A 23,933-nucleotide genomic window follows, 5' to 3' on the forward strand; every position below is an offset into this window, starting at 1 on the left:
GTGCTTACGTTAACCCGCGATCTTTATTGCAAGCTCAGCGACGTGTTTACCCTGGAAACGCGCAATATCCAGTTCATTTTTTGACGGTTGCCGTTTACCGTCAGCGCCTGCCAGGGTGGTCGCGCCATAGGGCGTACCGCCGGTGATCTCGCTCATGTTGGTCAGCCCTGCGCAGGTGTAAGGCACACCCACGATGACCATCCCTTGATGCAGGAGTGTGCTGTGAAACGACGTAATCGTGGTTTCCTGGCCACCGTGCTGGGTGCCGGTCGATGCAAAGACACTGCCGATTTTCCCGACCAGCGCGCCGCTCATCCACAGTCCGCCGGTCTGGTCGAGAAACGTGCGCATCTGTCCCGCCATATTGCCGAAGCGCGTCGGTGTACCAAAGATGATTGCATCGTAATTGCCCAGCTCGTCAGGTGTCGCCACCGGTGCCTTCTGGTCAAGTTTGACGCCGATGGCTGCTGCCTGTTCGGCCGGGATGGTTTCAGCAACACGCTTGAGCGTCACGTCGGTGCCAGGTACGGATCGTGCGCCTTCGGCCACTGCTCCAGCCATCGTTTCGAGGTGACCGTACATTGAGTAATAGAGAACCAGTACCTTCGCCATGATTTTTCTCCTGGATTAAGCGCCATTCGATGGATTAGGAAGATCTTGGGTTACACCACTGCCAACGAACAGCAGCGGCAGGTGCAGCACTCGGTCATGAACAAAACGGCGGCTCACACCCACCCGACTGCAGGGACTTTGACGGCATGCGGATTAACACTAGCAGTTCCGTATGCTGCCTGCCGGGCAGTCAGGGAAGCTATTCGATTGGTGGCAGATGGCAGCACGTGTAGTGGGGAAGGGCGCGCAGCAAAGAGGGCATCTGTCATAGGTAATTCACTTCACTCAATGCGCATGGGCATGGGCATGGGCATGTGAATGGATGGTCAGGGCACCCGGTACCCAGCCATTAAAAAAAGTACCCCTTACTCCCGGATATCATGATTTTTCACAAGCATGAGCTTTCCATATAGTCCTCCCAAGCCCACTTGGAACACGGCTGTGTTTCCCTTGATGCGAGAGAACTTTATGGAAAATAAGAAACGCGCCGTCCAGGCTTCAGACATTGGGATGGGGACTCGAGTGGTATGGGGAGGAGAGCAGGTTCAACATCCCTACAATGCGACGCAGACACCCATCGTGGTCAGTGCTGCCTATGGCTATGACGATATCGATAAGTGGTATGACGTGGCATTGGGAAAGGAGCCCGGCTTCATTTACAGCCGGATGAGCAATCCCACTGTCTCCGTCTTGGAAGATAAACTCTGTGAGCTCGAAAACGCAGAGTCGGCCGTAGCTTTCAGTACCGGAATGGCCGCGATCAGCGGTGTACTGCACACCTTCCTGTCCTTTGGGCAGCGTGTGATATCTACGCGTGACAGCTACGGTGGTACGAACAAGATTTTCGAGGAGTTTCTTCCACGCATGGGGGTGGAGGTAACCCTTTGCGATACGCTCGACACCGTGGCACTTGAGCAGGAGATCGCTAAAGGCTGCAACGTCCTGTACCTGGAAACACCCACGAACCCAACGCTGAAAATCGTTGATATTCGGCGCCTTGTGGCAGCGGCCAAGCGAGTGGGCGCTTTGGTTGTTGCGGACAATACATTCGCGACGCCTCTGAATCAGAACCCGCTCGCCTTAGGCGTTGATGTGGTTGTGCACAGCGCGACCAAATTCCTGTCCGGTCATGGTGATGTCCTCGGTGGTGTGGTCTGCGGCGCCGAGCATTTGATGTCTCAAGTTCGCCATTACCGCGAAATCAATGGTGCCTCGCTGGATCCTTTTTCGGCGTATCTAATCATCCGAGGCATCAAGACTCTGGCTCTGCGTGTTCGCCAGCAACAGGCGAGCGCGAAGCTTTTGGCCGAGTACCTCTGTACCGAACCGCTGGTTGAGTCGGTGAACTATCCGGGGCTGCCTCAACATCCAGGTCATGACATCGCTCGTTCGCAAATGAACGGATTCGGAGCCATCGTCAGCTTCGTGCTGAAAGGAGGCATGGACACAGTGACCCGTTTGCTACCGCTGCTCAGGTATGCGCATCGGGCGGGTAATTTGGGCGCTGTCGAGACCATCTATGGGCCGGCTCGGACGACCAGTCACGTGGAAAATACCTTGGAAGAGCGTCAGGCACTGGGAATCTCCGAAGGTTTGGTTCGAATATCCGTAGGTATTGAAGATTCAGCAGATTTATTGGCTGACCTAAAACAAGCTTTCGCTTTAGTGCGAGGTAAACATGGTGATACGAGCTTTAACGCTGATAGTGCCCAACGTTTCATTGAAGTAGAAACCTGAATACGGGCAGGACGCTCGAGATTCATCTTAAGCCCTTCATGAAGAATGAAAATAATAAAATCCAGCGACAACTAAATTGTACTGCCCAACCGCCAGTTACAAGGACGCTTGTCCGCACATTTCATGAGAATAAAACTATGTCCACGCATATTAAAGATCATCAGTCCGACCCAAACTCGCGTTTCAAAAAGGAAATGCAAACACGCCACATCGTTATGTTGGCACTGGGCGGTGTGATCGGTACGGGGTTATTCCTTACCTCCGGTTACACGGTTAATCAGGCAGGGCCACTCGGTGCAGTGATTGCTTACATCATCGGTGCAGTGATGGTGTATTTAGTCATGGTCTGTCTCGGTGAGTTGGCTGTACAGATGCCAGAAACCGGATCTTTCAGTAGTTACGCAACGCGATACCTGGGCCCAGGCACAGGCTATACAGTGGCCTGGCTATACTGGCTCACTTGGGCAGTAGCTATCGGTTCAGAGTTCACAGCTGCGGGCATTCTGATGGTTCGGTGGTTTCCTGATACACCCGTCTGGATTTGGAGCGCGCTATTTGCCATCGCAGTGTTCTCAAGCAATGTTGTCTCCGTTCGGTGGTTTGCGGAGACTGAGTTTTGGCTTTCGCTGATTAAGGTGCTGACCGTTATCACATTCATTGTGATCGGCGGAGCGGCAATTTTCGGTCTTATTCAAGTACAGAGTTTGCAGGGTGCGGGACTTTCCAACTTCACACGTGAGGGGCTTTTTCCCACCGGATTTCTACCCATTGCAATGACCCTCCTGGCTGTTTCCTTCGCCTTTTCGGGAACTGAGCTGATCGGGATTGCGGCAGGTGAAGCGCAAGATCCACAAACTAGCGTGCCCAAGGCAATCCGCACGACAGTGGTACGTTTGGCGCTGTTCTTCGTGGGGACCATTTTCGTCCTTGCGACGTTACTGCCACGAGAGCAAGCGGGGCTTGTAGAAAGTCCGTTCGTCATGGTGTTTGAGCTGATTGGCATCCCATACTCTGCCGACATTATGAACTTCGTCATTCTTACGGCACTGATTTCCGCCGCTAACTCGGGGCTGTATGCAGCATCGCGCATGCTGTGGACATTGAGCGATCAAGGACATATGCCTAAGCGCTACGCCAGGCTCTCCAGTCGTGGCACACCGGTGAACGCCATCGTGCTTAGTATGGCGGGCGCAGTGGCTTCTCTGCTCAGCAGTGTGTTTGCCCCTGATACGGTTTACTTGGCCTTGGTGTCCATTTCCGGTCTGGCGGTCGTAGTCGTGTGGATGAGCATTGCTGCCAGCCAGATCGCGTTCCGTCGTCAATACGTTGCTAATGGCGGACGAGTTGAAGACCTGCATTTCCGTGTACGCGGCTATCCATGGGTGCCTATCGGTGCACTGTTGTGTTGCTTGCTGGCCTGTGTGGGTATCGCTTTTGATCCTGAGCAGCGAGTGGCGCTTTACTTCGGACTGCCCTTTATCGCGTGGTGTTATTTCGTTTACTGGGTCACTCGAAACAAGAGAGCAGAGCGATTGGCTTTAGCCGCCGCTGTTCATTCCTCTGGCACCGTGTGAGTTTCTCAGGCAATGATTGAGCATAGTTAAAGCCCTGATGAGGTTGCGCCGATGAGTCAAAAGTCACTACCACCCTTGAACTGGTTGAGGGCATTCGAAGTATCGGCGCGTTGTTTAAATTTTACCCACGCGGCGGAAGAACTCCATTTGACTCAAGGGGCTGTGAGTCAGCAGATCCGTCAGTTAGAAAGTCACCTCGGTGTGGCGCTGTTCAAGCGCTTACCTCGAGGACTTGGCTTGACCGAGGAAGGGCAGTCGTACCTGCCTGTCGTACAAGACGCGATCAGTCGCCTTGCAGTCGGCACAAACGAGATTTTCGGCCAGCGCAATCGAAGACATTTGAAGGTGCGTGGCAGCCTTTCCTTTCTTCACTATTGGTTGGCCCCCCGACTCGCAGATTTTTGTCGGGAGTATCCCCAGATTGATATTCGATATATCAGCAATATTTGGGTGAAAGAACCGGACGGCGAGGATGACCTGGAGATTCGCTGGGGATGCGGTGAGTGGTCGGGCTTGCACGCTCAGCGGTTGACTTGGGACATCCTTCAGCCTGTTTGCTCCCCAACGCTCATGGCCAGCTCACCCATACATGAGCCTCGCGACTTGATGAACCATTCACTGCTTCACGTGTTGGGGTACGAAGAAGGTTGGGGTTACTGGTTAAAACGAGTTGGTGCAGACGACGTCGACTACTCCCGTGGCCTTCAGTTTGACACGCTGATTTCCACCATCCGCATGGCCGAATTGGGGCAGGGCGTTGCGCTGGCACGGTCTTCCGTGGTCGAGGATTTGCTTAAGAGTGGGCAATTGGTTGCGCCATTCAATCACCGTATCGAGGCAAGCGAATCCTTTTATCTGGTGCACGAACAGAACGAAGTGCTATCGCCTGATGCCGCACATTTTTCTACCTGGCTGGTGGCGCAAGCCCATCGCCTTTTGTAAAACTGATTTGGAGTTGCCATGGATTATGTAAGCACTCGCGGCGGCGACATGCGTGCTGATTTTCGCAGTGTGGTTCTGTCGGGGCTCGCCGAAAATGGTGGTCTCTATGTCCCAGCCAGTTTGCCTGTCTTTACCGAGAAACAGATTGCTGGCTGGTCGTGGCTGCCGTTTGATGAGTTGGTTTGGCGAGTGATTTCGCCTTTTGTCGGCTCTTCCATAGACGAAAGCACCCTGCGTGCCTTGCTCAGTGACAGCTATCAACAATTCAAGCACCGCGCTATTACGCCGCTTGAGCAAATCGGGCACAACGAGTGGATACTCCAGCTGTTTCATGGTCCGACCGGTTCTTCCAAGGATTTCGCCGCGCAATTGCAGTCGCGCCTGGTCGACCATTTCCTGAAGGAGATCGGTAAAGAAGCGTTGGTGGTCGGTGCAACTAACGGTGATACCGGCGTCGCGGCGCTTGAAGCCTTTGCTAACTGCCCGGCCGCCCGCATGGCAATACTGTATCCGCGCGACGGGCTTGCGCCTGAGCAACTCAGTGCCTTGCAGGCAGCCGACCCGCAGCGGGTTCAGCTGTTTCCGGTTGACGGTAATTTCGATGATTGCCAGACGCTGGTCTCCCGACTCTTGCGCGAGTGGCCGTTGGACGGAGTATTGCCGGTCTGTTTCAACTCGACCAATTGGATCGGCGTCCTGGCCCAGATCGTTTTTTACTTCCACGCAGCCTTGCAACTGGGCGGTGGCTCGCGTCCCGTTGGCTTTAGCGTTCCAGCTGCCAGCTCGGCCGAAATCTACGCTGGTTACATTGCGCAGAAAATGGGATTACCGATCAATCAGGTGATCATTTCCACCAACAGCAATGATGCCCTGCACCAGTTTTTTCATTGCAATCGCTACTCCACCCGGATGACTAATCGAACCGTGTCGCCGGCGATGGACTTCTCGTTGTTTTCCAACCTGGAGCGGTTTATCTGGGAGATTTACGAGCACGATGGCTGCTCAACAAAAGCACTGATGGAGCATTTTGAAAGTTGCGGAGAAATGAGCATCGGCAACCAGCAATGGCTGCGTGCTCGAGTACTCTTCGATTCCTATGCCGTACACGAATCCCAGGTGCGCGATGAAGTAGTCGAACTGTTCCGAGAGACAGGCTCGGCCATCGATCCTCACACCGCTGTCGGTGTACTGGCCGGCAGGCTTCATCGACGCAGCCTGGGCGCGCCGATGGTCACCTTCGGGCAAATTGCGCCGGCCAAGTCAGCGGCGCTGTTGGCCGAACTGGGCGTCTGGCAAGCAAGCGTTCCGAGCACTGTCGAGGTGCGCGCGCAACCACCGTACCTGGCCAAGGGCGATCTTGACGGTCTGTGCCAGGCTCTTCGTCTGGCGCTGCAGAGGTCTGCATGAAGCGCATTCTAGATCCGTTGGACGAACGCATACTGGCCGAACTTACCGCCAATGCGCGAATAGCCCATATCGAACTGGGTGCCAAGATCAACTTATCGCGCAATGCGGTGCGCCAGCGCATCGAGCGTCTTGAGCGCGACGGTGCGATCCAGGGCTATACGGTTCTTCTCGGTGAGTCGCGGCGGCCTACGTCGCTTATCAGCGCGGTGATCTTTGTCTACCGCTACGACCGCATGCGTGGCGAAGAAGTACTGACTGCGCTGCGCTCCATTCCCGAAGTCGTGCAATGTGAAGTACTCAGTGGTGAGTTCGATTTAATGCTGCGTGTGAATGCCGCCACACCTGAACGCGTCCATCTCGTGTGGAAGGAAATCGCGGCCATGCCGGGGGTGGAAAACACCGTGACATCGTTCGTCCTTTCTGCGGTGTTTTGACAACATCGTGCTTGGGCAAAACGCTCAATTAATACAGCACTCTGCCATATTCAACTGCCAAAGCCCGGCTCTTAGGATGTTCCTAACGAACAACATCAATATAGGAACAACGCTTATGACTGAGTACAAAATTGCCTTGGTAGGATTTGGTGGCGTGAACCGTGGCTTCGCCCAATTGGTCGCCGATTGTAATGCCGAGTGGAAAGAGGCCCTCGGCTTCACCATTAAAATTGTCGGTGTCACCGATCTGTTCCTCGGCTCAATCGTTGCCAAAGACGGTCTGGATGCAAAGCAGTTGGTGGCGCTGCCGGTTGAGAAGGGCGCATTCGCTCAACTGCCCGGCGGCAATGCTGAGGCCTTCAACGAAACCGTGATCAAGCATTCCGGTGCAGACATCATCGCTGAAGCCACTTTCACCAATCCGGTGGATGGCGAGCCTGCCACTACCTTTTGCCGCTGGGCCTTGGAAAGCGGCATTCATGTAGTGACCACCAATAAGGGACCTATTGCGCTGCACGGTGCCGAGCTCAAAGCGTTGGCCCGGCGCAACCAGGTCGCCTTCGAATACGAGGGGGCGGTGATGAGTGGCACCCCCGTGATTCGTCTGGCCAGGCAGGCCTTGGCGGGCGCCAACGTGCAAGGCTTCGAAGGCATCCTGAACGGCACTTCCAACTACGTGCTCACCCGGATGAAAGACGGCCTGGCGTTCAACGATGCCGTCGTACAAGCGCAACAGCTCGGCTACGCCGAGGCAGATCCAACCGCCGATGTGGAAGGGTTTGACGTACGCCTCAAGGTGGTGATCCTGGCCAACGAACTGCTCAACGCACGACTGAATGTCAGCGATGTAGCGTGCTCGGGTATCAGCAATATCAGCGCACAAGATATTGCCCAGGCAAGTGCCAATGGCGCTAGCTGGAAACTGATTGGCTCAGCCGATCGTGAAGCAGATGGCTCGGTTCGAGCGAGTGTGGAAGCTCGGTTACTGTCGAACACACATCCTCTTGCCGGAATCAGCGGTGCTACGAATGCAGTGTCATTCAAGACCGAACTGCTGGGAGCTGTCACGGTGTCCGGGCCTGGGGCAGGGCGCATCGAAACAGCCTTCGCATTGCTGTCGGACATCGTCGCCATCCACACCGCCCACGGCAAATAACAGGAGATAGTCATGAGCGTATCCAGCATGGCCAGTATCCAGCTTGTTGAAGCCAAACAGATTGATGTGTTCAGTCCATTCGATGGTCGCCTGGTGGGCAGTGTCCCTTGCCTCGATGCCGCCGCAGTTCCTGGCTTGCTGGAACGTGCGCGAATTGGCGTGCGTGAGAGTGCGGCAATGCCTCGTCACCTGCGTGCGCGCATTCTTGAGGAGGCGGCCCGGCGTGTAGAGCTTGAGGCTGAAGCGTTTGCCAAACTTATTGTTGCAGAGGCGGGGAAGACGCTGCGACAAGCAGAGAAGGAAGTGAAGCGTTGTGTGAATACGCTGAAGCTATCGGCGGAAGAGGCTCGTCGTAACGCCGGGGAAGTGATTCCATTTGAGGCATATGAAGGCTCCGAATCGCGCCAAGGCTGGTTCACTCGGGAACCGTTGGGGCTTATCGTCGCGATCACCCCCTACAACGATCCGCTGAACCTGGTCGCCCATAAACTTGGCCCGGCCATCGCCGGTGGTAATGCTGTGATCCTGAAGCCCTCAGAGCTCGCACCGTTGTCTGCTCTCAAGCTGGTTGAGTGCCTGGTGGAAGCGGGTCTGCCTCCGTCTGTGGTAACCCCGGCGACCGGTGGCGTCGATCTGGGTAAAGCATTGGTGGAGGTTCGTGAAGTTCGGATGATTTCCTTTACGGGCGGTTTTGCCACAGGTGAGGCCATCGCTCGTAGTGCAGGGTTGAAGAAGCTAGCGATGGATCTGGGAGGAAATGCCCCGGTTCTTGTGCTTGAAGATTGCGATATCGAACCGACTGTTGAGTCCTGCGTGTCTGGCGCCTTTTGGGCAGCAGGGCAGAATTGCATCGGCACTCAACGCATCCTTGTACACAGTTCAATTTATGAGGACTTCCGTGAGCGTTTTGTCAGCCAAACGCGTGCCTTGGTAGTGGGTGATCCTGACCAGCGAGCAACGGATGTAGGCCCGATGATTACAGAACAGGCGGCCCGTCGTACCGAACAATTGGTGAATGAAGCACTGGCCGAGGGGGCCGTTCTTCTGTGTGGGCACCATCGCGAAGTGGGAAGCTATGCGCCGACCGTGCTGGAGCGTGTAAGCCATAACAGTCGGATTTGGCAGCAGGAAGTCTTCGCGCCGGTTGTCATCCTGGAGCCTTTTGACCACCTGGATGATGCTGTTGCTCTGGCCAACGCTCCGGAGTACAGCTTACATGCGGGACTCTTCACACGTGATCTTTCCAAGGCCTTGAAATTGGCGCGGCAAATTCAAGCCGGTGGAGTGATGATCAATGACTCTTCCGATTATCGTTTTGATGCCATGCCTTTCGGTGGATTCAAGTACGGAAGTCTGGGGCGAGAGGGTGTCCGGTTTGCCTATGAGGACATGACGCAGCCTAAAGTGGTCTGCATCAGTGAGTTGGATTAAACCTACGAAGTAAATTCGTCTTTGCAGACAGTCATTCACGAGGTTAACGATGTCCAGAGTCGCAGAGTTCAGGCAACCTTGAGAAACACCTGGCCGAACAGTGAGGTCGTCGAAACATGTGCGTCTCCCTCACCAATGTTTCAAGAAAGAATCATTGAGCCTTTATTGAGTGTGTCAATTGTCAATAAAGGCTCAATGGGACTACATCCTGACGGCAATGCCTGACGCCTAGTTAGGCATTGCTCCAACCGGACGCCTTTAGCTTACAGAGCACCTGCTTCCGTCTTCTTCCAAGACTCAAGCGCCTGGATTTGCATGAACCACCGCTGGAGATTGGGCAGATCAGTTACGGGGAATTTGGCGCTGTGCTGGTCAGCTAGTGGCGCGGCTATAGCAAAATCGGCGAGTGAAAGACCGGTGTCGCAAATCCATTCTCGATTACTAAGGTGCGCATCAAGAATTTTCGCAGCTTCAGTCACAAGCCGCTCTCCGCGAGCGACCTCACTGGGGTCGGGCGAACCAATTCCAGCCAAAGACTTGATCGAGTTCTCCCAGTTAAGAATGCCGACGCCCGGCATGAAATACTGCCCACACCAAAAAAGCCAGCGGTTAACGTCAGCACGGCCACGGGGTTCGATGGGATAAATAGTTTGGCTAGGGGTCATATTCGCCAAGTACTGCATGATGGCGTAAGATTCCCAAAGAACAAATCCATCATGTTCGAGAACCGGAACCCGATGATTCGGGTTAAGTTTCAGAAATTCAGGAGAGTTCTGCTCCCCATTGAACAGATTCACCAGCACGAGATCGACTTTGATTTCGAGGTAATGTGCGGCCATCAGCACTCGGCGGCTGCAAGTTGATGCGGGATGGTAGTGAAGACGCATGGTTTTAGCTCCTTGTTTAGTGATCAACACTGCCATTGTCTTCCTGCATACTGACAGAAAGTGTCAGTAGTGATGCGTGCGTTGCGTCTGCTCTCATCAGCCTGCCAGGAAAGCTCTTCCTATCAGGTCGTTTCCGTTGAACATCGCTATCAGCATGATCCAAATGGCCTTCAGTAGCCTTCCCCAGAGGTTGATGGCAATCAGTTCTTTGACTTGCTGCCAAATGATGGCAGCATCTCGTTGAGATCACACCACCAACAAAGCCACTTATGTCTCGCACCGAAAGATTATTTGATCTGATTCAGACCCTGCGAAGCCATCGTTTTCCAGTGACTGGCAATCATTTGGCCAAAGAACTGGGGATAAGCGTTCGTACGCTTTACAGAGATATCGCAACGCTTCAGGGGCAAGGTGCCAACATTGAAGGCGAGCCAGGACTTGGTTACGTTTTACGCCCCGGCTTTATGCTCCCGCCATTGATGTTTACCGAGGAGGAAATAGAGGCCCTTGTCTTGGGTTCTCGCTGGGTGTCCGAGCGTGCTGACCTTCAACTGAGTAGTGCCGCAAAAGGAGCATTGTCAAAAATAGCTTCTGTTTTACCCCAAGACCTGCGGACCGCACTTGATACCAATTCATTGGTGGTTGGCAAAGGGGATCAAACAGAATTAGAGGCCATCGATCTGTCGCAGATTCGAAGGGCCATTCGAGTCGAGCATAAGGTAATAATCAAGTATCTAGATCTGAAGGGAGCTAGTTCAGAGAGAACGATTTGGCCCGTTGCGCTGGGCTATTTTGATCATGCTCGGATGCTTGCCGGGTGGTGCGAACTACGGCAAGAGTTCCGTCACTTTAGGACTGATCGCATATCTGCTTTGAGAGTAAAGCCCGAGCGCTACCCTCGTCGGAGGCAAGCCTTGCTTAAAGAATGGCGCGAGGTGGACATCCATCAGCGGCCGCCGCAGCATTTGTCTTAGCGTGCTTTATATTGCGTTTTCTGAGCCCCCTGGTCGAGGAGTGTATCCTGATCGGTGTGCCCCCCTAGCCAGTTGGAAGCGTTCCAGGCCAAGGGCTTCCGTCCTGCATTTCTCTATGCGCGGAAGTAAGAGTCCGGTGAAGACACCTCGGAGTTGCTGCCACATAGATGGAAATAGGCTTAGCTCCGAAAAGCGTTTTTGGCTCTGTGCTGTGCTGGGGAGTAGAATCAGAACCTCACTCATTTGGATAGAGACGGATGTGAATGGAAGCGTTAGCCACTTTTACTGCTAAGAATTTTAAACCAATAGGCCTGAGCCCAACCCCCGAGATTACTACCTCCTTACCAGTGTCTATCAGCACCATGGAGAAATGCTACTCGGGTGCTATCGACGGTGTTTCCTCAACAGTTTTTACTGCGGCGTTCGACCAGACGACCAGGACGGGCAGTTACATCGGACTCGCAGCCGAGATCGGTGGCTTGGCGCGTTTCAACTCCATTGACTGTTAGTCGGGGTCTTTACCGAAGAAACCGGTTGTTTGAGCAAACTCAACAAACCGCTTGTTTGCGACAGACAAATATTCGTTAGCTCGCCAGCATAGACTGAAACTCATGATCTGTGCCGGTTTGAAGGGAATGCCCAGCAAGCCGGGTACACATTGCTGAATGGAACGCAGCAATGTAGAGGCGCCCATTCCATCCAGTGTTGCCTTGATGACCAGTGAGACGAAATTGGTCTGCAATGCTATTCGATAGCGGGCTCCAGAGGCTTCGCAGAAGGTGTCGAACATATGGCGTTGCAGGAATGTCTGGTCAAAAAGCACCATTTTCTCATCTTGCAGACGCCAGGCCTCGATAAAAGCCTCGCGCGAAAGTGGGTGGCTGTCGTTCATGCACATCACCATCTCGTCGGTGCCTAACAAAACGGAGTCCCATCCGCTCTCTACTCGACGAGACTCCAGCAGGGCGACATCAATGTCACGGCTTTCCAGGCGCTGGCTGATGTCATCCGCACTGCCTTCAATCACCGTCATCACGATACCTGGATATCTCTTGCCAAAGGCGTTGAGTACCTGCGGAATGTAGTTGATCCCGAACATGGGAGGCACGCCAAGACGAATCTCACCACTGTGCAAATGCGACAGATCCCGCAGCTCTTGACGTGCCATGTCTAGTTCGAGCAAAGCGACTTCGACACGGGCAATAAAGCTTTTTCCTTCAGCCGTCACGTTGATTTGTCGTGCCGCGCGGTTGAAAAGCGTAACGCCCAACTCCTCTTCCAATCGAGTAATGGCCATGCTCAATGCTGGTTGGGCGATGTGCAGGCTCTGCGCGGCTTTGGTGAAGCTACCTTGCCGCGCAACTTCTACGCAGCACATCAACGCTTTGAGATTCATACCAGTCATTCTCGGATCGAAACCCAAAGCATAACAATTAGTGATGAAAAAAATCACAACATAATATTTTTCGTGATGGAGGAGTCTCTTTAATATGCCTGCGATAACTGTGTTGTCGCCTTCTCGAGGCTCGCGTCCAGGCAGATGACTTGCCTCTTTCAAAACGGATTTTTACTGAATGCTCAAGTTCAATGCTCATCTCGGCTTCCAATTCAACGATTTGCCTTTTCTCCAGCGTATCGAAGCTGCAGCGGCTGCTGGATTCAAGGCGGTGGAGTTTCCTTCGCCTTATGAATTTGAAGCCAGTCAATTGGCCGCACATTTGACTCAATATTCTCTACCTCTGATCCAGTTCGCTGTACCGGCCGGAGTCACCAAGGGCATTGCTGCGTTGCAAGGCAAGGAAGAAGAGTTTCGTGCAGGTTTAGCCTTGGCCGCCAGGTATGCAAAGGTGTTGGGCTGCTCAAATGTGCACGTCATGTCTGGGATTACTGCACAAGTTTCAGCTGCGCCCAGTTTCATGAGCAACTTGGAATATGCAGTCAAATATTTTGAAGATCGGGGGTTGCGGCCCCTGATTGAAGTGATAAGCCCAAAGGAAATCCCGGGGTACTACATGTCGGATTTCAGCAAAGCGCTACGGGTGCTGGAAGCCTTCCCGAGTATTGGACTGATTCTCGATCTTTACCATGCACAGCTTTTGACCGGCGACGCCGCAAATGTTCTGGATCAGTTTTATGACCGAACCGTCCACGTACAGATTGCGGACTGCCCAGGTCGCCACGAGCCGGGGACAGGCATCTTAAATTTTGCTGAATTGTTCGCGACTCTGGAACATCGTGGATACACAGGATGGATCGGATGTGAATACCGTCCTTCCAGCACTACTGTTGCAAGCTTAGGCTGGCTCAAGTCGCAAAATACTTAGCGCTTGATGGCTGGTTGCTTCCCGTCACGAAGGGTAGCAACCGGCCAAAATCAGCCGATCGAGTAAGCTCCAGAAAAGCGGGTTGCGCGACTTTGCCATTCACAAGCTTGGGTTCGCCTGAGCGCTGCCAGACTGGCTGACGCATGCACATCGGCCGAAGCCTGTGGAGGGGCGGCGAACGTGTCTATAACTGTTCGCAGACCCATTTGCCACGACAGCTCTAGATTTGAACCGTTAACTGGTTGGAGTCCTTAATATAAGCCCCTTGCTCTAACGTCTGATTTATAAAGATAACGACAAGTGTGCCGATACTCCAAAAGTACTTCAGGTCACTGCACGCTATTTTTGGCGATGAGCAAGGAACACAAAATGATGTCTATTCGTCAGAACGCGCTCAAAGCATCAGACGTGACCCTTTGCGGTCTGGTGTGCCTAGCTGGGGTGGCCGTCACGTTCTTGGTGCTTATTCTGTTCGCAGGGGCAGAGCAGCGTACCGTTAGCGTTGCTTTTCAACTGGAGGTCGACGAAAGATTCAGTCGCCTGCAACGACGCTTTAATACTCAGGTCTTGAAACTAGACGTTGTGAGGCGTTTCTTTATCAACGCCGACGATGTCACTGAAAAGGAGTTTCTGGGATTTGTTACGCCTCTAGTTGGAGAGGACGAAGCCTATAGCTGGGTGCCAAGGATTCTCGAGAAGGATCTACAAACGTTTCGCGCTAAGGCGCTCCTCAACGGTACCAGTGATTTTTCTTATCATGAAATTAATCCCGTCACCGGTGAAAGAGTCCCCCTCACCAGCCGGCCGGAACACTGGATATTGCTCTACTTATTGAAGCGCGATGACGTAAAGATCATACCCGGCATGGATATTCTAGCTCGCCCGGGTCGCCAAGCCTTGATGAGCAAGGCACGACAAACACGTCAAATAGTTGTGTCGGAACCGTTGAAAATGACCAATGGGCAGTCGGGGGTTTTCTTTGTCGCACCTGTATTCCAGAAGCCCCCTGAGGTTCCATTGAACGATGATAATTTGCAGGGGTTCGTTGTCTCCAGCGTACGCTTGGCTTCTTTGATGGAACAAGGCATTCCATTACCAAGTCTGCAACGACTGAACGTGACGCTTTCATTGATCGACACGCAGCATCAAGGGGAAAGCATTTATCAGAGCTTGGCCCCCGCGGCCCCTTCAGCGCTGTACACGCAGCGGCTGCTGAAAGTAGCCGACCAAAATTACTTGATCCAGTTTCGACCCAGCTCAACATTTCTGGTCGCCAACAGCTACGCACTGTCCATCAGCCTAATTGTCGTGTTCGGAGCAGGGTTGTCGCTGCTGCTGACCTTGATGGTGTACTTGCTGATTACGCAGCGCGCCCGCGCCCTCTTGCTGGTTGATGAGCGCACGCAAGACTTGCGTTTGTTGAACATTACCGATCACCTGACCGGAGTCTATAACCGCCGATACTTCGAAGAGTTGATGGAGCACTTGCTCATCGAGGCTAACGTGCAATACCGACCTCTGTCGCTGATCATGTTTGACGTCGATCACTTCAAACACATCAACGACCGCTGGGGCCATCAGTGTGGTGATAACGTTCTGAAGTCGTTGTGCACACGAATACGTTCGGCAACACGCAAAACCGATCTGCTGTGCAGAACAGGCGGAGAAGAGTTTGCATTGATCTGCCCGGATAGCGAACTGAACGATACAAGGCTGCTGGCAGAAAAGCTTCGAGCTCTAATAAACACCCTACCATTTGATGATATTGGACAGGCGACTTGTAGCTTCGGCGTTGCAACATGGATTCCATCAGAATCGTTTGACGCCTTCATTCGGCGTGCCGATACCGCGATGTACAGTGCAAAATCAAATGGTAGAGATCAAGTCCAACTTGCCGATATGTAGCAGATCGGCTACCCGGGTGTCACTGCGCAAAAAGCCAAAACTCGACAGCTTCGGAGCCGCGCTCTGCCTTCAGATCATCATCCCATTGTCCAGCACACGCCCCCTGGTAATCGTAAGCGTTCGGTTAAGTCACCGTGATTCGGACTCTGCGCTCAGAAACTTCAACAGGTAGTCGTTTTGGAACGCCTCAGACCTCGGCAGATCGTGCGAATTACATAAAGATTCGGTCGTCATCGAATTACCAAACCCGTGCTCCACTTTTAGCTTCGGTCATCAGCGCCCATTATCAGACTGAGTGTAGTGGTCAATTAATCCCTGACACGACGTTAAGTTTCATTAGACCACTACAAGGCGAGCTGGGGCTCGATCCTGGCACGGCGAACAAGCGGTTGAATCTGATCGTTAGCTTCTACCAATGGGCTAGCCGCGCCAGGGAATGCTAGTGCTTCGGAGCGCGGGCATACCAACCGTAGATTGCGATGCCGGCATAACAGGTCGCTGGCACGCTCAATGCCATCGCGAGCGTCGAGAGGTCGGCCGCATACCCTGTCAATGGCGGAATAAATGCCCCGCCAACAATGGCGCAACAGAACAGGCCCGAACCTTCCGCCGCGCGATGACCGAGCCCTGCGGTCGCAAGGGTAAAGATCGTCGGAAACATGATGGAGTTGAACAGCCCGACGGCCAGCAGCGACCATCCGGCAACAACGCCTTGTGCGGTGGCAGAGATCGTCAACAGCACAATGACTGCCGTGGCGGCAAAGGCCAGCAGTTTCCCGGGCGCGAAAGTGCGCATCAGCGCCGAGCCGATAAAGCGGCCAACCAGGGCGCCACCCCAATAGAAGGCAACATGCTTGCCTGCGGCTTCGGCGGGAAGGGCCAGGGTTGTCGGCAGCATGAGGTAGTCGGTGATGAGGCTGCCAATCGTGACTTCGGCGCCGACATAGAGAAATATGCAAACGGTGCCGAGTGCAAAGCGCGGCTGCTTTAGAAGGTCGAGCGCAGCGAGTGGATTGAGACGTTCAGGTCTTGTTGACGGTTGCAGCTCATTTCTTTTCAGCCAGACGATCAAGGCGACCATGCAGATGAAGAGCGTAATGCTTGCATAGGTGTTGCTGATCACGCTGGCTTCCTGCGACAGGAAGGACGTCAGTTCTGCTGGCGACAATGCGGAGGTATCTACCGCATTGAGGGAGCCCAGGATCAGTATGGCACCCAGGTAGGGAGCGACCGTGGTTCCCAGCGAATTGAACGCATGGCCGAGGGTGAGGCGGCTGGGGGCCATTGCGGCGGTTCCGAGTAGTGAAAGCAGCGGGTTCGCAACGACCTGAACGGTTGTCACGCCAATCGCAAGCACAAAGAGGGCGCCGAGGAAGGCTGGAAACAATGCGGACTGGGTGGCAGGAATGAAGAGCAGGCATCCACCAGCCATCAGCAGCAACCCGAGGACGGCCGCTCTCATGTAGCCGATTCGCGAAATGAGCAGGCCTGCGGGTATGGCGAAAATGAAATAGGCAAAAAAGAATGACGACTGCACAAGCATGGCCTCGGTATAGCTGAGGCTGAAGAGGTGCTTGAGTTTTGGCACCAGGACATCGTTAAGGCTGGTGATGCTGCCGAGGATGAAAAACAGCGCGAACACGTAGGTGCTCATCCGTTGGGCGTGGGGTGTTGCCAAACTGTTGGTGACAGTCGCGCTAGCACTAGCATTCGTCATCACGGGCTTCCTTTCTTGTGATTGTTACTTTCAAGGAAAGCTCTATAGAGCCTCGGGCACCTTGACAGTGGGACAGCGCTATCTTTGTGCGGTGAAGTACTCGCCAAAGGAGGGTGCGCTGCCATCTGATTTTTTGTCTGTAGCCGCTACCGCTCACCCAAAGTCCAGGGCCAGTCGTTAGAGGGCGCTACCTTAGTGCCTGACTTTTCATTTGGCAAGCCGCAGGATCTCTTGGGGGGATGCCGAGATAAGGGGTAAATTCGCTCATTTGGGCTGCAGTAGGGCCGTGGGCACTTGGACGCTCGAACTGGTGTTCGCCGGGTCGCTACGCAGCGGTAAGCGGGCAGCTGCGATCATGAGCTTGATTCAGTCAACCCGCATGAATGGGCATGATCCTTATGCGTATCTCAAAGATGTGCTGACGCGCCTGCCGACGTAGCGAGCGAGTGAGATCGATCAACTGCTGCCACAGCATCCCACGCCCGAAATTACAACAGGCTTACCAGTGTCGATCAGCTCCATGGAAAAGTCCTATACAGGAGCTATCGATGGTATTTCTTCAACAGCCTTTACTGCGGCGTTCGACCAAGCATCAAGAAGGGGCTGCTACATCGCGATGGAGAGCTTCAAGGGGACGGTGAATTGGGGTAGAGGGTTCCTTTAACTTCATTCACTCCGCCTCCACTACCGGAATTGATCGTGCAGATGAGTTTTTCTGCATAGTTGGAGGCAGTGGTACGGATGGTTTGAAAGGGATATCAGGGTCAGGAGGGATCACAATTGACATCGATGGAACGCACCCTGCCATTCAAATTACTGGGAGAGCGGGTAGGGGGCTTCAACTTCGAAGGTCGCCCCAGCATGTACGCGAACGGCAAACAGAGATTTATGGATGGTAGCAACAAGATCTACGCATGCGAGCTTGGCCGTCTCGCGCGAGAGCTGATGGCAGCCACACCTATGTTGTTACGAAGACTGGAGTCTCTCATTCTTTTATGTTGCAGCTACGCGAGCCAAGCAAAGCCTGGCGATCATCATTGATAAACCTGGTAGGTCCAAACTTCCAGTGTGGGTGCCGTAATTGAGAGGAGCAGGGCGCTCGCGAGGGGCAAACTGTAGTTCTAGGCAAACCCTAGCAGTGCTAGTAGGCAGCCTGGGCAAGTCCTATGAAGCGACAAGCAGAATTTGAGATCATCTAGGAATCTTGGTTTTTTACACGCGAGTTGCCGATTTGCGCGCGCCGAACGCCGTACCTGGCTGAACGTCAACTGCGCTAATTTTTTTGCAATTTCTGTTGCACCTAGCAGCGCCTCATCATTCCACAAATAATTGAGAAAATGGAAGGTAATACCGTGCACCTTGCGCATCACTGTGCTGACGATTGGGGTCTCCGGGGCGCGTCGATAGCACGGGCGCCAAGCCGGATTAATTGGCTGTGTTGTGAAAACTGGCTGGCCACGGAACACGAAAGTACGATTAATTGAATGGAGGTTGAGGTTTGTAGCTTCTGAGTAAAGAGCGTCCATTATAAAAAAAATGATCCAAGGGACACGGAGTCGATCAAGCAGGGTGAGGCAGTCGCGAAATCATGAGACATTGCCAAAGCCATGATTTCCGGGGGGCGCAGCCCCCCAGTGCGCTAATGTTGAGACTTTTTCTGGTTTTATCTCACGAAGATAGCCAATTCTTCGGATAATTATCTCCATTGTTTATTCGCACTACAAAAAAATCTCGCGATTGTTTGACATGATTTCAATGGCCTCGCTGTCAATATATAACAATTGAACTCTGTCATTTAGTGTGATTAAGCACGCAAATGTGTGCATCGTTTCCGTCATCCAAACTAAAAAATTGTCAATATATATGTAATCATTCCTGACGGTATTGAAAAAAATCGCGAAAGAAAACTTACATAGAAATTTTCGATTTGTTTGCCAGTTTATGAGGCCTGATTGCGCAGATTTTTAAAATGGAAGTCATAATCGGATCTCGTGAAAAATGAGATCTATTCGAGTCAAATATTAAGCAGTTAACTCTAGAGGCCCCGTATTACGGGGCTTCCAGCCAAAAAAACATATATCATAAATTGCCATTCAGTCAATATATTGCATATATAAAATAATGGTGACGGTCGGATTTTGTCGGGCGCGTCAAAGTTGACAAGTTCGACCATTGAAAGTTTTACTAGATTGGCTTTCACGACATGAGAACAGATCGATGCACAAAACCCAAAACATCAAAGTTGCTCTGGAAGATGTATTTCCTTAGGAATGCAACACTCGCTCTTTAAAAAAACTAAGTACAAACTCAGATGTGCGCTCGCTTGCGGAGTTTCGGATCTAATGGCGTGGCACGTCGAGCAGATAGTGAACGGAAGGTTCAATGGAAGAAGTATCCCAAAGCGTAATGCTGCATGAAAAAACTGTTCTGGACTCACAAAGCCTAGACACAGAGATAACACGACATGAGTTGGCGAACAAGCGTTACACGGTCATTCAAGATTTCAATTCGGGCGCGTTAGAATTCCAGCAGGCTCTAGAAATCCTTTCGATCAGCCGGTCACAATTCTACAAGTTGCTCAAACGGTCGAGAGGGTCTCTGAGCTACCGCGCCATCGTAGGCGATCGTAGCGGAAGAAAGTTCGGCGCAAATGCGATTCAGAATGACGTGGAGCGGCTCATCGAGGACATGTTCCTTAAGCACTACCCTCAGGCGAGAACCTATGGGGCGGTCTGGAGAGCTTGTCAGACCGAGGGTGACAGCCGTCAAATTCTGAGACCGAGCTATCACACGGTCAAACGATGGATTAAAAAGCAACCGTCAGAACTTCTCTACAAGATGAAACACGGGAAGGAAGCAGCGGTTCAGCGTTTTGAACTTCGTCCAGGCTACAAAGTAACGAACCGCCCTTTGGAGTGGGTGCAGATTGACCACACGGTTGTGGATATGCTGTTAGTCGATGAGGACGATAGGACAAAAATTATCGGTCGTCCCTACATCAGTTTGGCAATCTGTATTCATACTAGAGTAATTCTCGGGTTCTACCTGTCCTTCCTCCCTCCCAGCGCAGTGACAGTCGCTATGTTATTGGAGAACTGCGCCCTGCCGAAGGACGAGATGCTGGAAAGGTGGGGATTACCGACGTATTTGTGGCCTATGCACGGTCTGCCGGAGACGATCCATACCGACAACGCGAAGGAATTCACGTCGGACGTTTTCGTTCTTAATGCAAAAGGCTTCGGTATCACGGTTGAGCATCGGATGATTGGAAAGAAGCATCAGGGTGGGCACATTGAAAGCCTGATTGGCAAACAGATGATCCATTTGATCCACCAACTACCTGGTAGTACTGGTTCGAACACAGTTCAACGCAAGTCACTTCGCAGTGAGAAGACCGCCAGCATTACCCTAACAAGGCTGCGTCAGATGATGGTATATGCCATACATGCTTATCATGAGACGAAGCACTCAGCGTTAGGTAAAAGTCCTAGCCAAGCTTGGAACAAGCATTATGAAAAGCATCCAGCTTATCGGCTCCTGCCAGTGGTTCAGCATGAGCACTTCAAGTACACCTTTTATCCTGAAGTCTCAGGTAAGGAAATCACCCCTGACGGGATAGGTATGTTTCGTAGGCAATACTCCTCATCAGCCTTGAAGAGTAAGGTTCGACAGAAGGTTCTAGTAAAATATGACCCTTATGATATGAGCTATGTAATGGTTAAGTTTGACGGTAAATGGGAAAAGATTCCGTGTGTAAGGAACAAATTTAACAGAAGCAGCGACCTAGAGATTTATCGTTGGCAGCGTCAACAAAAAGGAGACCGGGACGGAACCATGAGCACTTCAGGGGCGCAGTCGGCTGGGAAATTTCACCAGGCTGCTGAAGAGGAATCAAAGCTTACGCGCCAGGAGAAACAGAGGAAGAAACGCGAGAAAGGTATGGAGGACTACAGAACACAGAACGCTAAATCTGGCTCTGTTGCAGCCAATTCAGACAAAGCAACTGAATCGAAAAAACTCCATACGTCCATTAATCCCAAGACGAAGCCTAAGCTGGGCAAGGTCGCTAGGGAAGTTAAATCGAATGTTTTTGATGTCATTGCATTCTTGCAGCGTAAGGAGCAGGTTGCTCGCGACGACGAGTTTCCAGTTATCTACGACAGCGCCCCTATTCGATGGTGAAGCAACAGCCCAGTTTGAGTAGCCCGAGTTGGACAGCAGGCTAAAATCTTAGCAAAAGCTAATGCATAAAGACGCCGTTAATGGATCAAATAAAAACGTAATCCACTTGCGTGATTCAGTAGCGCGAGTACGAATTTTATTGTCTGAAAATTGGAATAAGGCGTATCGCAATATTATAAATTCTCAGAAGTAAAATTTTGTGCACGCCTTGTTCGCTGCCTGAAAAAACTTAATCAACGGGAAAGGTGTCAATAGGTTTGATGCCACTTCCGCAGGCTCTGTCATAGTGAATGATATGCAAGTTGAGTCCTTGGCCTTGAATAAGTTATATATAAATATTTAAATTGGAAATTTACTGTGAGCGAAACTCTTTATCCGCATGTGCATCAGGCTGCTCAGCACCATTTTGAGCTTTCCGATGAAAATAGAATGATCTCGTGCTCTGACGATTTCTGGGTGCCGCATCCTGCAGCAGAACGAGTTATCAGTCAGATTCATTTCTCTATGAAAATGAAAAACAGGATTGTAGCGCCTTGCATGATCGTTGCAGCAGCAGGCGGCGCGGGCAAGTCTGCAATGGTGAACCAACTCAAGGAGCGTAATCTGTACGCTGATGACAAGTTGATATTTGTGACCATGCATCAGAATCCAAATAACTATAGTTTGCGCGACCTGATTCTTGTTGCGATGGGCCTTGGAGTCGGTAAGCTTGCGCGTCAAGGCGGAAATCTTACCCCACAACTTCAAAGTAGAATCAAATCGCAGAATATCAGAGGCATTGTCATCGATGAGGTGCACGACGCATTGACGTTGACGGCTGCACAGCAAAGCGTGAATTTGTCACTTTTGAAGAATCTTTCTAGTGATATTTATGGGCTTTCGGTCTTCGCATTTGGTGTAGAAGATGCTGCAGATGTTCTTCGCCGAGATCAGCAATTGGAGCGTCGCTACGCGGTAAAACATTTGGCCAGTTGGGAGAACGGCGCTGAGTTTAGAAGTTTTGTCGCAAGCTACATCCATCGGTTGCCTTTGAAGAAAGCGACCAATTTGAAAGACCAGATCCTGTATTTGAAGATTATGGACAAAAGCTTGGGTTTAACTGACAACATTGTGAAAATCCTGCAGAGTGCAGCGATGGCAGCAGTCATTGACGGCAGCGAGCACATTACGCATTCCCATATCGATAACATCGAATCAATCATGGAAGACTTCAGCTTCGCCCTGCGAGCCGAAGATGCCGATGCTACAGCATAATAGGAACATGTCTTGAATCAAGAGCACTCCCTGCAAGTTGCTCGCACTGTACTGGAAGGCCGTCACGGCTTCCAGTATGTTAGCGAGTCTTGGCGTAACGCTTTTTCCCAAATGCTAAAGTATATTCAGAACGAAGAGGGCGGCCAAGTGATTCTGGTTGACGGCCCTGCGGGAAGCGGTATTACGACCTTTTTTAGAGCTATTGTGGCTGACCCTGTTTTCTCTGGGATTACCGTGACGAATAATTTATATGATTACGACATCACTTTTATAGATAGAGTCTGTGCTGCATTTTCACTTCTAGAACCTTCCGTTTCCCTGCAAGACGTGCCCGCTTACTTGGCGGAGTTTTCATTTCTCACTGCCCAGACGATGATCGCGGTCGACGATTTGGATGTGATTGTGCGAAATAAGGTGGAATCCCTACATGTCGCGGAACAGATAAGAAAAATGACGGAGAGTCGTGCGCGATTCTGCTTTATTATTTCAACACGCTCGACATCGTTGCAGCAGCATATAGAAACTAGTAGCTCAAATTTTTTTCGGATAGGGCTTAAGCGGCAGCTTAATATTTCTAGTAGCACTGAGATTATCGAGTCTTTTTGGCGTTGGAATAATAGTGCTTTTCGATTAGACATCCCTATGAGTAAATGTATTTTTAGCCTCTGTAAAGATGCTGACTTTGAGATCGATCGAGTAATCGATATCCTTCAAGATATTTATGTGCTTGGGGTTCTGTTTGGGAAGGGGGCGCAAAAAATAACGGATAGATGCATATCGAGGGAGGAAATCAAATTTGAGGTGCAATCAAATGTTTATTCCTGAGGTTTCGGAGGGAGAAAGCCTTTCGTCCTGGATGTACAGGATTGCTTTGCAGGGAATGTGTAATAGATATTTTGACGCGAGTCACATTGGGGAGTTTGAGGCTGGCGAGATGTGGGCTCATGCAACGCATTCATCGGTAAGTGATCCTGATTTTATGGAAACTAACGTGAAGCTGCCATCTTTCATCAAGCAGCATGGTGTTGCGAGAGAACGTTTGGCCGAGAAGTTCGGCCCGTGTGAGCAGCCGTTAGTTCCGATTAAATATCGGCGCTCTTATTGCTATGCATGTTTGGAAGAAGGTCTCAAGACCACCCGCTCATTTGTATGCAAATTGGAGTGGCGATATCTTCTTCAACCCTTTTGCGCTGCGCACCAGGTTCTTTTGCGAGACGCACCCGTAAAATACAGTACCAACGAAGATTATGGGTTCCGGCTTTTCATGTGGCACCACAATAGAGACAGGGTTTTCGACCGATATGATCTTCCATGTGAAGCTGATTCAGAGTTGCTGAGGCTGTCTTTGGATGTGCAGCAGCGGTACATGGATCTCCGGCTAAGGGCGCCCCATAGCG

General features: G+C 51.8%; 19 protein-coding genes and 1 pseudogene. 16 read left to right on the forward strand and 4 right to left on the reverse strand.

Annotated features, from left to right (window positions below; translation table 11 throughout):
• Positions 1 to 9: 9 nt before the first annotated feature.
• The gene (gene wrbA / locus AC1DQM_RS02540; RefSeq protein WP_064617932.1) at positions 10 to 612 is read right to left on the reverse strand and encodes an NAD(P)H:quinone oxidoreductase; all 603 of its coding nucleotides are present in this window, start codon (positions 610 to 612) and stop codon (positions 10 to 12) included.
• 468 nt (positions 613 to 1,080) lie between these two features.
• Here wrbA and AC1DQM_RS02545 point away from each other — a divergent pair, with 468 nt between their 5' ends.
• From AC1DQM_RS02545 to AC1DQM_RS02575, 7 genes are all read left to right on the forward strand, one after another.
• Positions 1,081 to 2,349, forward strand: coding sequence for a cystathionine gamma-synthase family protein (locus tag AC1DQM_RS02545; RefSeq protein ID WP_026286400.1), 1,269 nt, complete (start codon positions 1,081 to 1,083; stop codon positions 2,347 to 2,349).
• Between the two features lie 137 nt (positions 2,350 to 2,486).
• A complete protein-coding gene (locus AC1DQM_RS02550; protein ID WP_086944287.1) occupies positions 2,487 to 3,923 on the forward strand; it encodes an amino acid permease in 1,437 nt (478 codons plus the stop codon).
• Positions 3,924 to 3,974: 51 nt separating this feature from the next.
• Entirely contained in the window at positions 3,975 to 4,865 is an 891-nt protein-coding gene (locus AC1DQM_RS02555) for a LysR substrate-binding domain-containing protein (protein ID WP_096480217.1), read from the forward strand.
• Positions 4,866 to 4,883: 18 nt separating this feature from the next.
• Positions 4,884 to 6,272: a threonine synthase gene (thrC, locus tag AC1DQM_RS02560; RefSeq protein WP_064617926.1), complete on the forward strand. Its 1,389-nt coding sequence runs from the start codon at positions 4,884 to 4,886 to the stop codon at positions 6,270 to 6,272.
• Positions 6,269 to 6,706, forward strand: a complete 438-nt coding sequence (locus AC1DQM_RS02565; protein ID WP_018925939.1) for an Lrp/AsnC family transcriptional regulator — start codon at positions 6,269 to 6,271, stop codon at positions 6,704 to 6,706. Before thrC ends, AC1DQM_RS02565 begins: the two co-directional genes overlap by 4 nt.
• Before the next feature lie 115 nt (positions 6,707 to 6,821).
• Positions 6,822 to 7,862: a homoserine dehydrogenase gene (locus tag AC1DQM_RS02570; protein ID WP_477745880.1), complete on the forward strand. Its 1,041-nt coding sequence runs from the start codon at positions 6,822 to 6,824 to the stop codon at positions 7,860 to 7,862.
• A 12-nt stretch (positions 7,863 to 7,874) separates the two neighbouring features.
• Positions 7,875 to 9,293 carry an aldehyde dehydrogenase family protein gene (locus tag AC1DQM_RS02575; protein WP_477745827.1) on the forward strand — a complete coding sequence of 473 codons (1,419 nt, stop codon included), beginning with the start codon at positions 7,875 to 7,877 and terminating at the stop codon, positions 9,291 to 9,293.
• 263 nt (positions 9,294 to 9,556) lie between these two features.
• Here the strand turns inward: AC1DQM_RS02575 and AC1DQM_RS02580 are convergent, their stop codons facing one another.
• A complete protein-coding gene (locus AC1DQM_RS02580; RefSeq protein ID WP_064617920.1) occupies positions 9,557 to 10,180 on the reverse strand; it encodes a glutathione S-transferase family protein in 624 nt (207 codons plus the stop codon).
• Between the two features lie 269 nt (positions 10,181 to 10,449).
• Here AC1DQM_RS02580 and AC1DQM_RS02585 point away from each other — a divergent pair, with 269 nt between their 5' ends.
• Positions 10,450 to 11,154 (forward strand): helix-turn-helix transcriptional regulator, encoded by a 705-nt coding sequence (locus AC1DQM_RS02585; RefSeq protein ID WP_477745828.1) that lies wholly within the window; start codon positions 10,450 to 10,452, stop codon positions 11,152 to 11,154.
• Between the two features lie 505 nt (positions 11,155 to 11,659).
• On the opposite strand, the gene AC1DQM_RS02590 is transcribed toward AC1DQM_RS02585, so the two are convergent.
• A complete protein-coding gene (locus tag AC1DQM_RS02590; protein WP_476213549.1) occupies positions 11,660 to 12,550 on the reverse strand; it encodes a LysR substrate-binding domain-containing protein in 891 nt (296 codons plus the stop codon).
• A gap of 178 nt (positions 12,551 to 12,728) precedes the next feature.
• Here AC1DQM_RS02590 and AC1DQM_RS02595 point away from each other — a divergent pair, with 178 nt between their 5' ends.
• Positions 12,729 to 13,478, forward strand: coding sequence for a hydroxypyruvate isomerase family protein (locus AC1DQM_RS02595; RefSeq protein WP_477745829.1), 750 nt, complete (start codon positions 12,729 to 12,731; stop codon positions 13,476 to 13,478).
• 369 nt (positions 13,479 to 13,847) lie between these two features.
• Positions 13,848 to 15,383, forward strand: coding sequence for a diguanylate cyclase (locus tag AC1DQM_RS02600; RefSeq protein ID WP_111453337.1), 1,536 nt, complete (start codon positions 13,848 to 13,850; stop codon positions 15,381 to 15,383).
• A gap of 439 nt (positions 15,384 to 15,822) precedes the next feature.
• Here AC1DQM_RS02600 and AC1DQM_RS02605 read toward each other — a convergent pair whose 3' ends face one another.
• Positions 15,823 to 17,037 (reverse strand): sugar MFS transporter, encoded by a 1,215-nt coding sequence (locus AC1DQM_RS02605; RefSeq protein WP_477745830.1) that lies wholly within the window; start codon positions 17,035 to 17,037, stop codon positions 15,823 to 15,825.
• A 344-nt stretch (positions 17,038 to 17,381) separates the two neighbouring features.
• On the opposite strand from AC1DQM_RS02605, the pseudogene AC1DQM_RS02610 reads away from it, so the two are divergent.
• The 6 genes and pseudogenes from AC1DQM_RS02610 to AC1DQM_RS02635 all read left to right on the forward strand — a co-directional run.
• A pseudogene (locus AC1DQM_RS02610) lies at positions 17,382 to 17,539 on the forward strand (transposase domain-containing protein); the annotation flags it as partial.
• Between the two features lie 81 nt (positions 17,540 to 17,620).
• Positions 17,621 to 17,764, forward strand: a complete 144-nt coding sequence (locus tag AC1DQM_RS02615) for a DUF3224 domain-containing protein (RefSeq protein ID WP_250637209.1) — start codon at positions 17,621 to 17,623, stop codon at positions 17,762 to 17,764.
• Positions 17,765 to 17,792: 28 nt separating this feature from the next.
• Positions 17,793 to 17,999 carry a DUF3224 domain-containing protein gene (locus tag AC1DQM_RS02620; protein WP_477745881.1) on the forward strand — a complete coding sequence of 69 codons (207 nt, stop codon included), beginning with the start codon at positions 17,793 to 17,795 and terminating at the stop codon, positions 17,997 to 17,999.
• Between the two features lie 1,483 nt (positions 18,000 to 19,482).
• Positions 19,483 to 21,282 (forward strand): Mu transposase C-terminal domain-containing protein, encoded by a 1,800-nt coding sequence (locus AC1DQM_RS02625; protein ID WP_477745831.1) that lies wholly within the window; start codon positions 19,483 to 19,485, stop codon positions 21,280 to 21,282.
• A 357-nt stretch (positions 21,283 to 21,639) separates the two neighbouring features.
• Positions 21,640 to 22,536 carry a TniB family NTP-binding protein gene (locus AC1DQM_RS02630; RefSeq protein ID WP_477745832.1) on the forward strand — a complete coding sequence of 299 codons (897 nt, stop codon included), beginning with the start codon at positions 21,640 to 21,642 and terminating at the stop codon, positions 22,534 to 22,536.
• Between the two features lie 12 nt (positions 22,537 to 22,548).
• Entirely contained in the window at positions 22,549 to 23,361 is an 813-nt protein-coding gene (locus AC1DQM_RS02635; RefSeq protein WP_477745833.1) for a hypothetical protein, read from the forward strand.
• Positions 23,362 to 23,933 lie beyond the last annotated feature (572 nt).

Source organism: Pseudomonas sp. 01L34 (assembly GCF_056400265.1).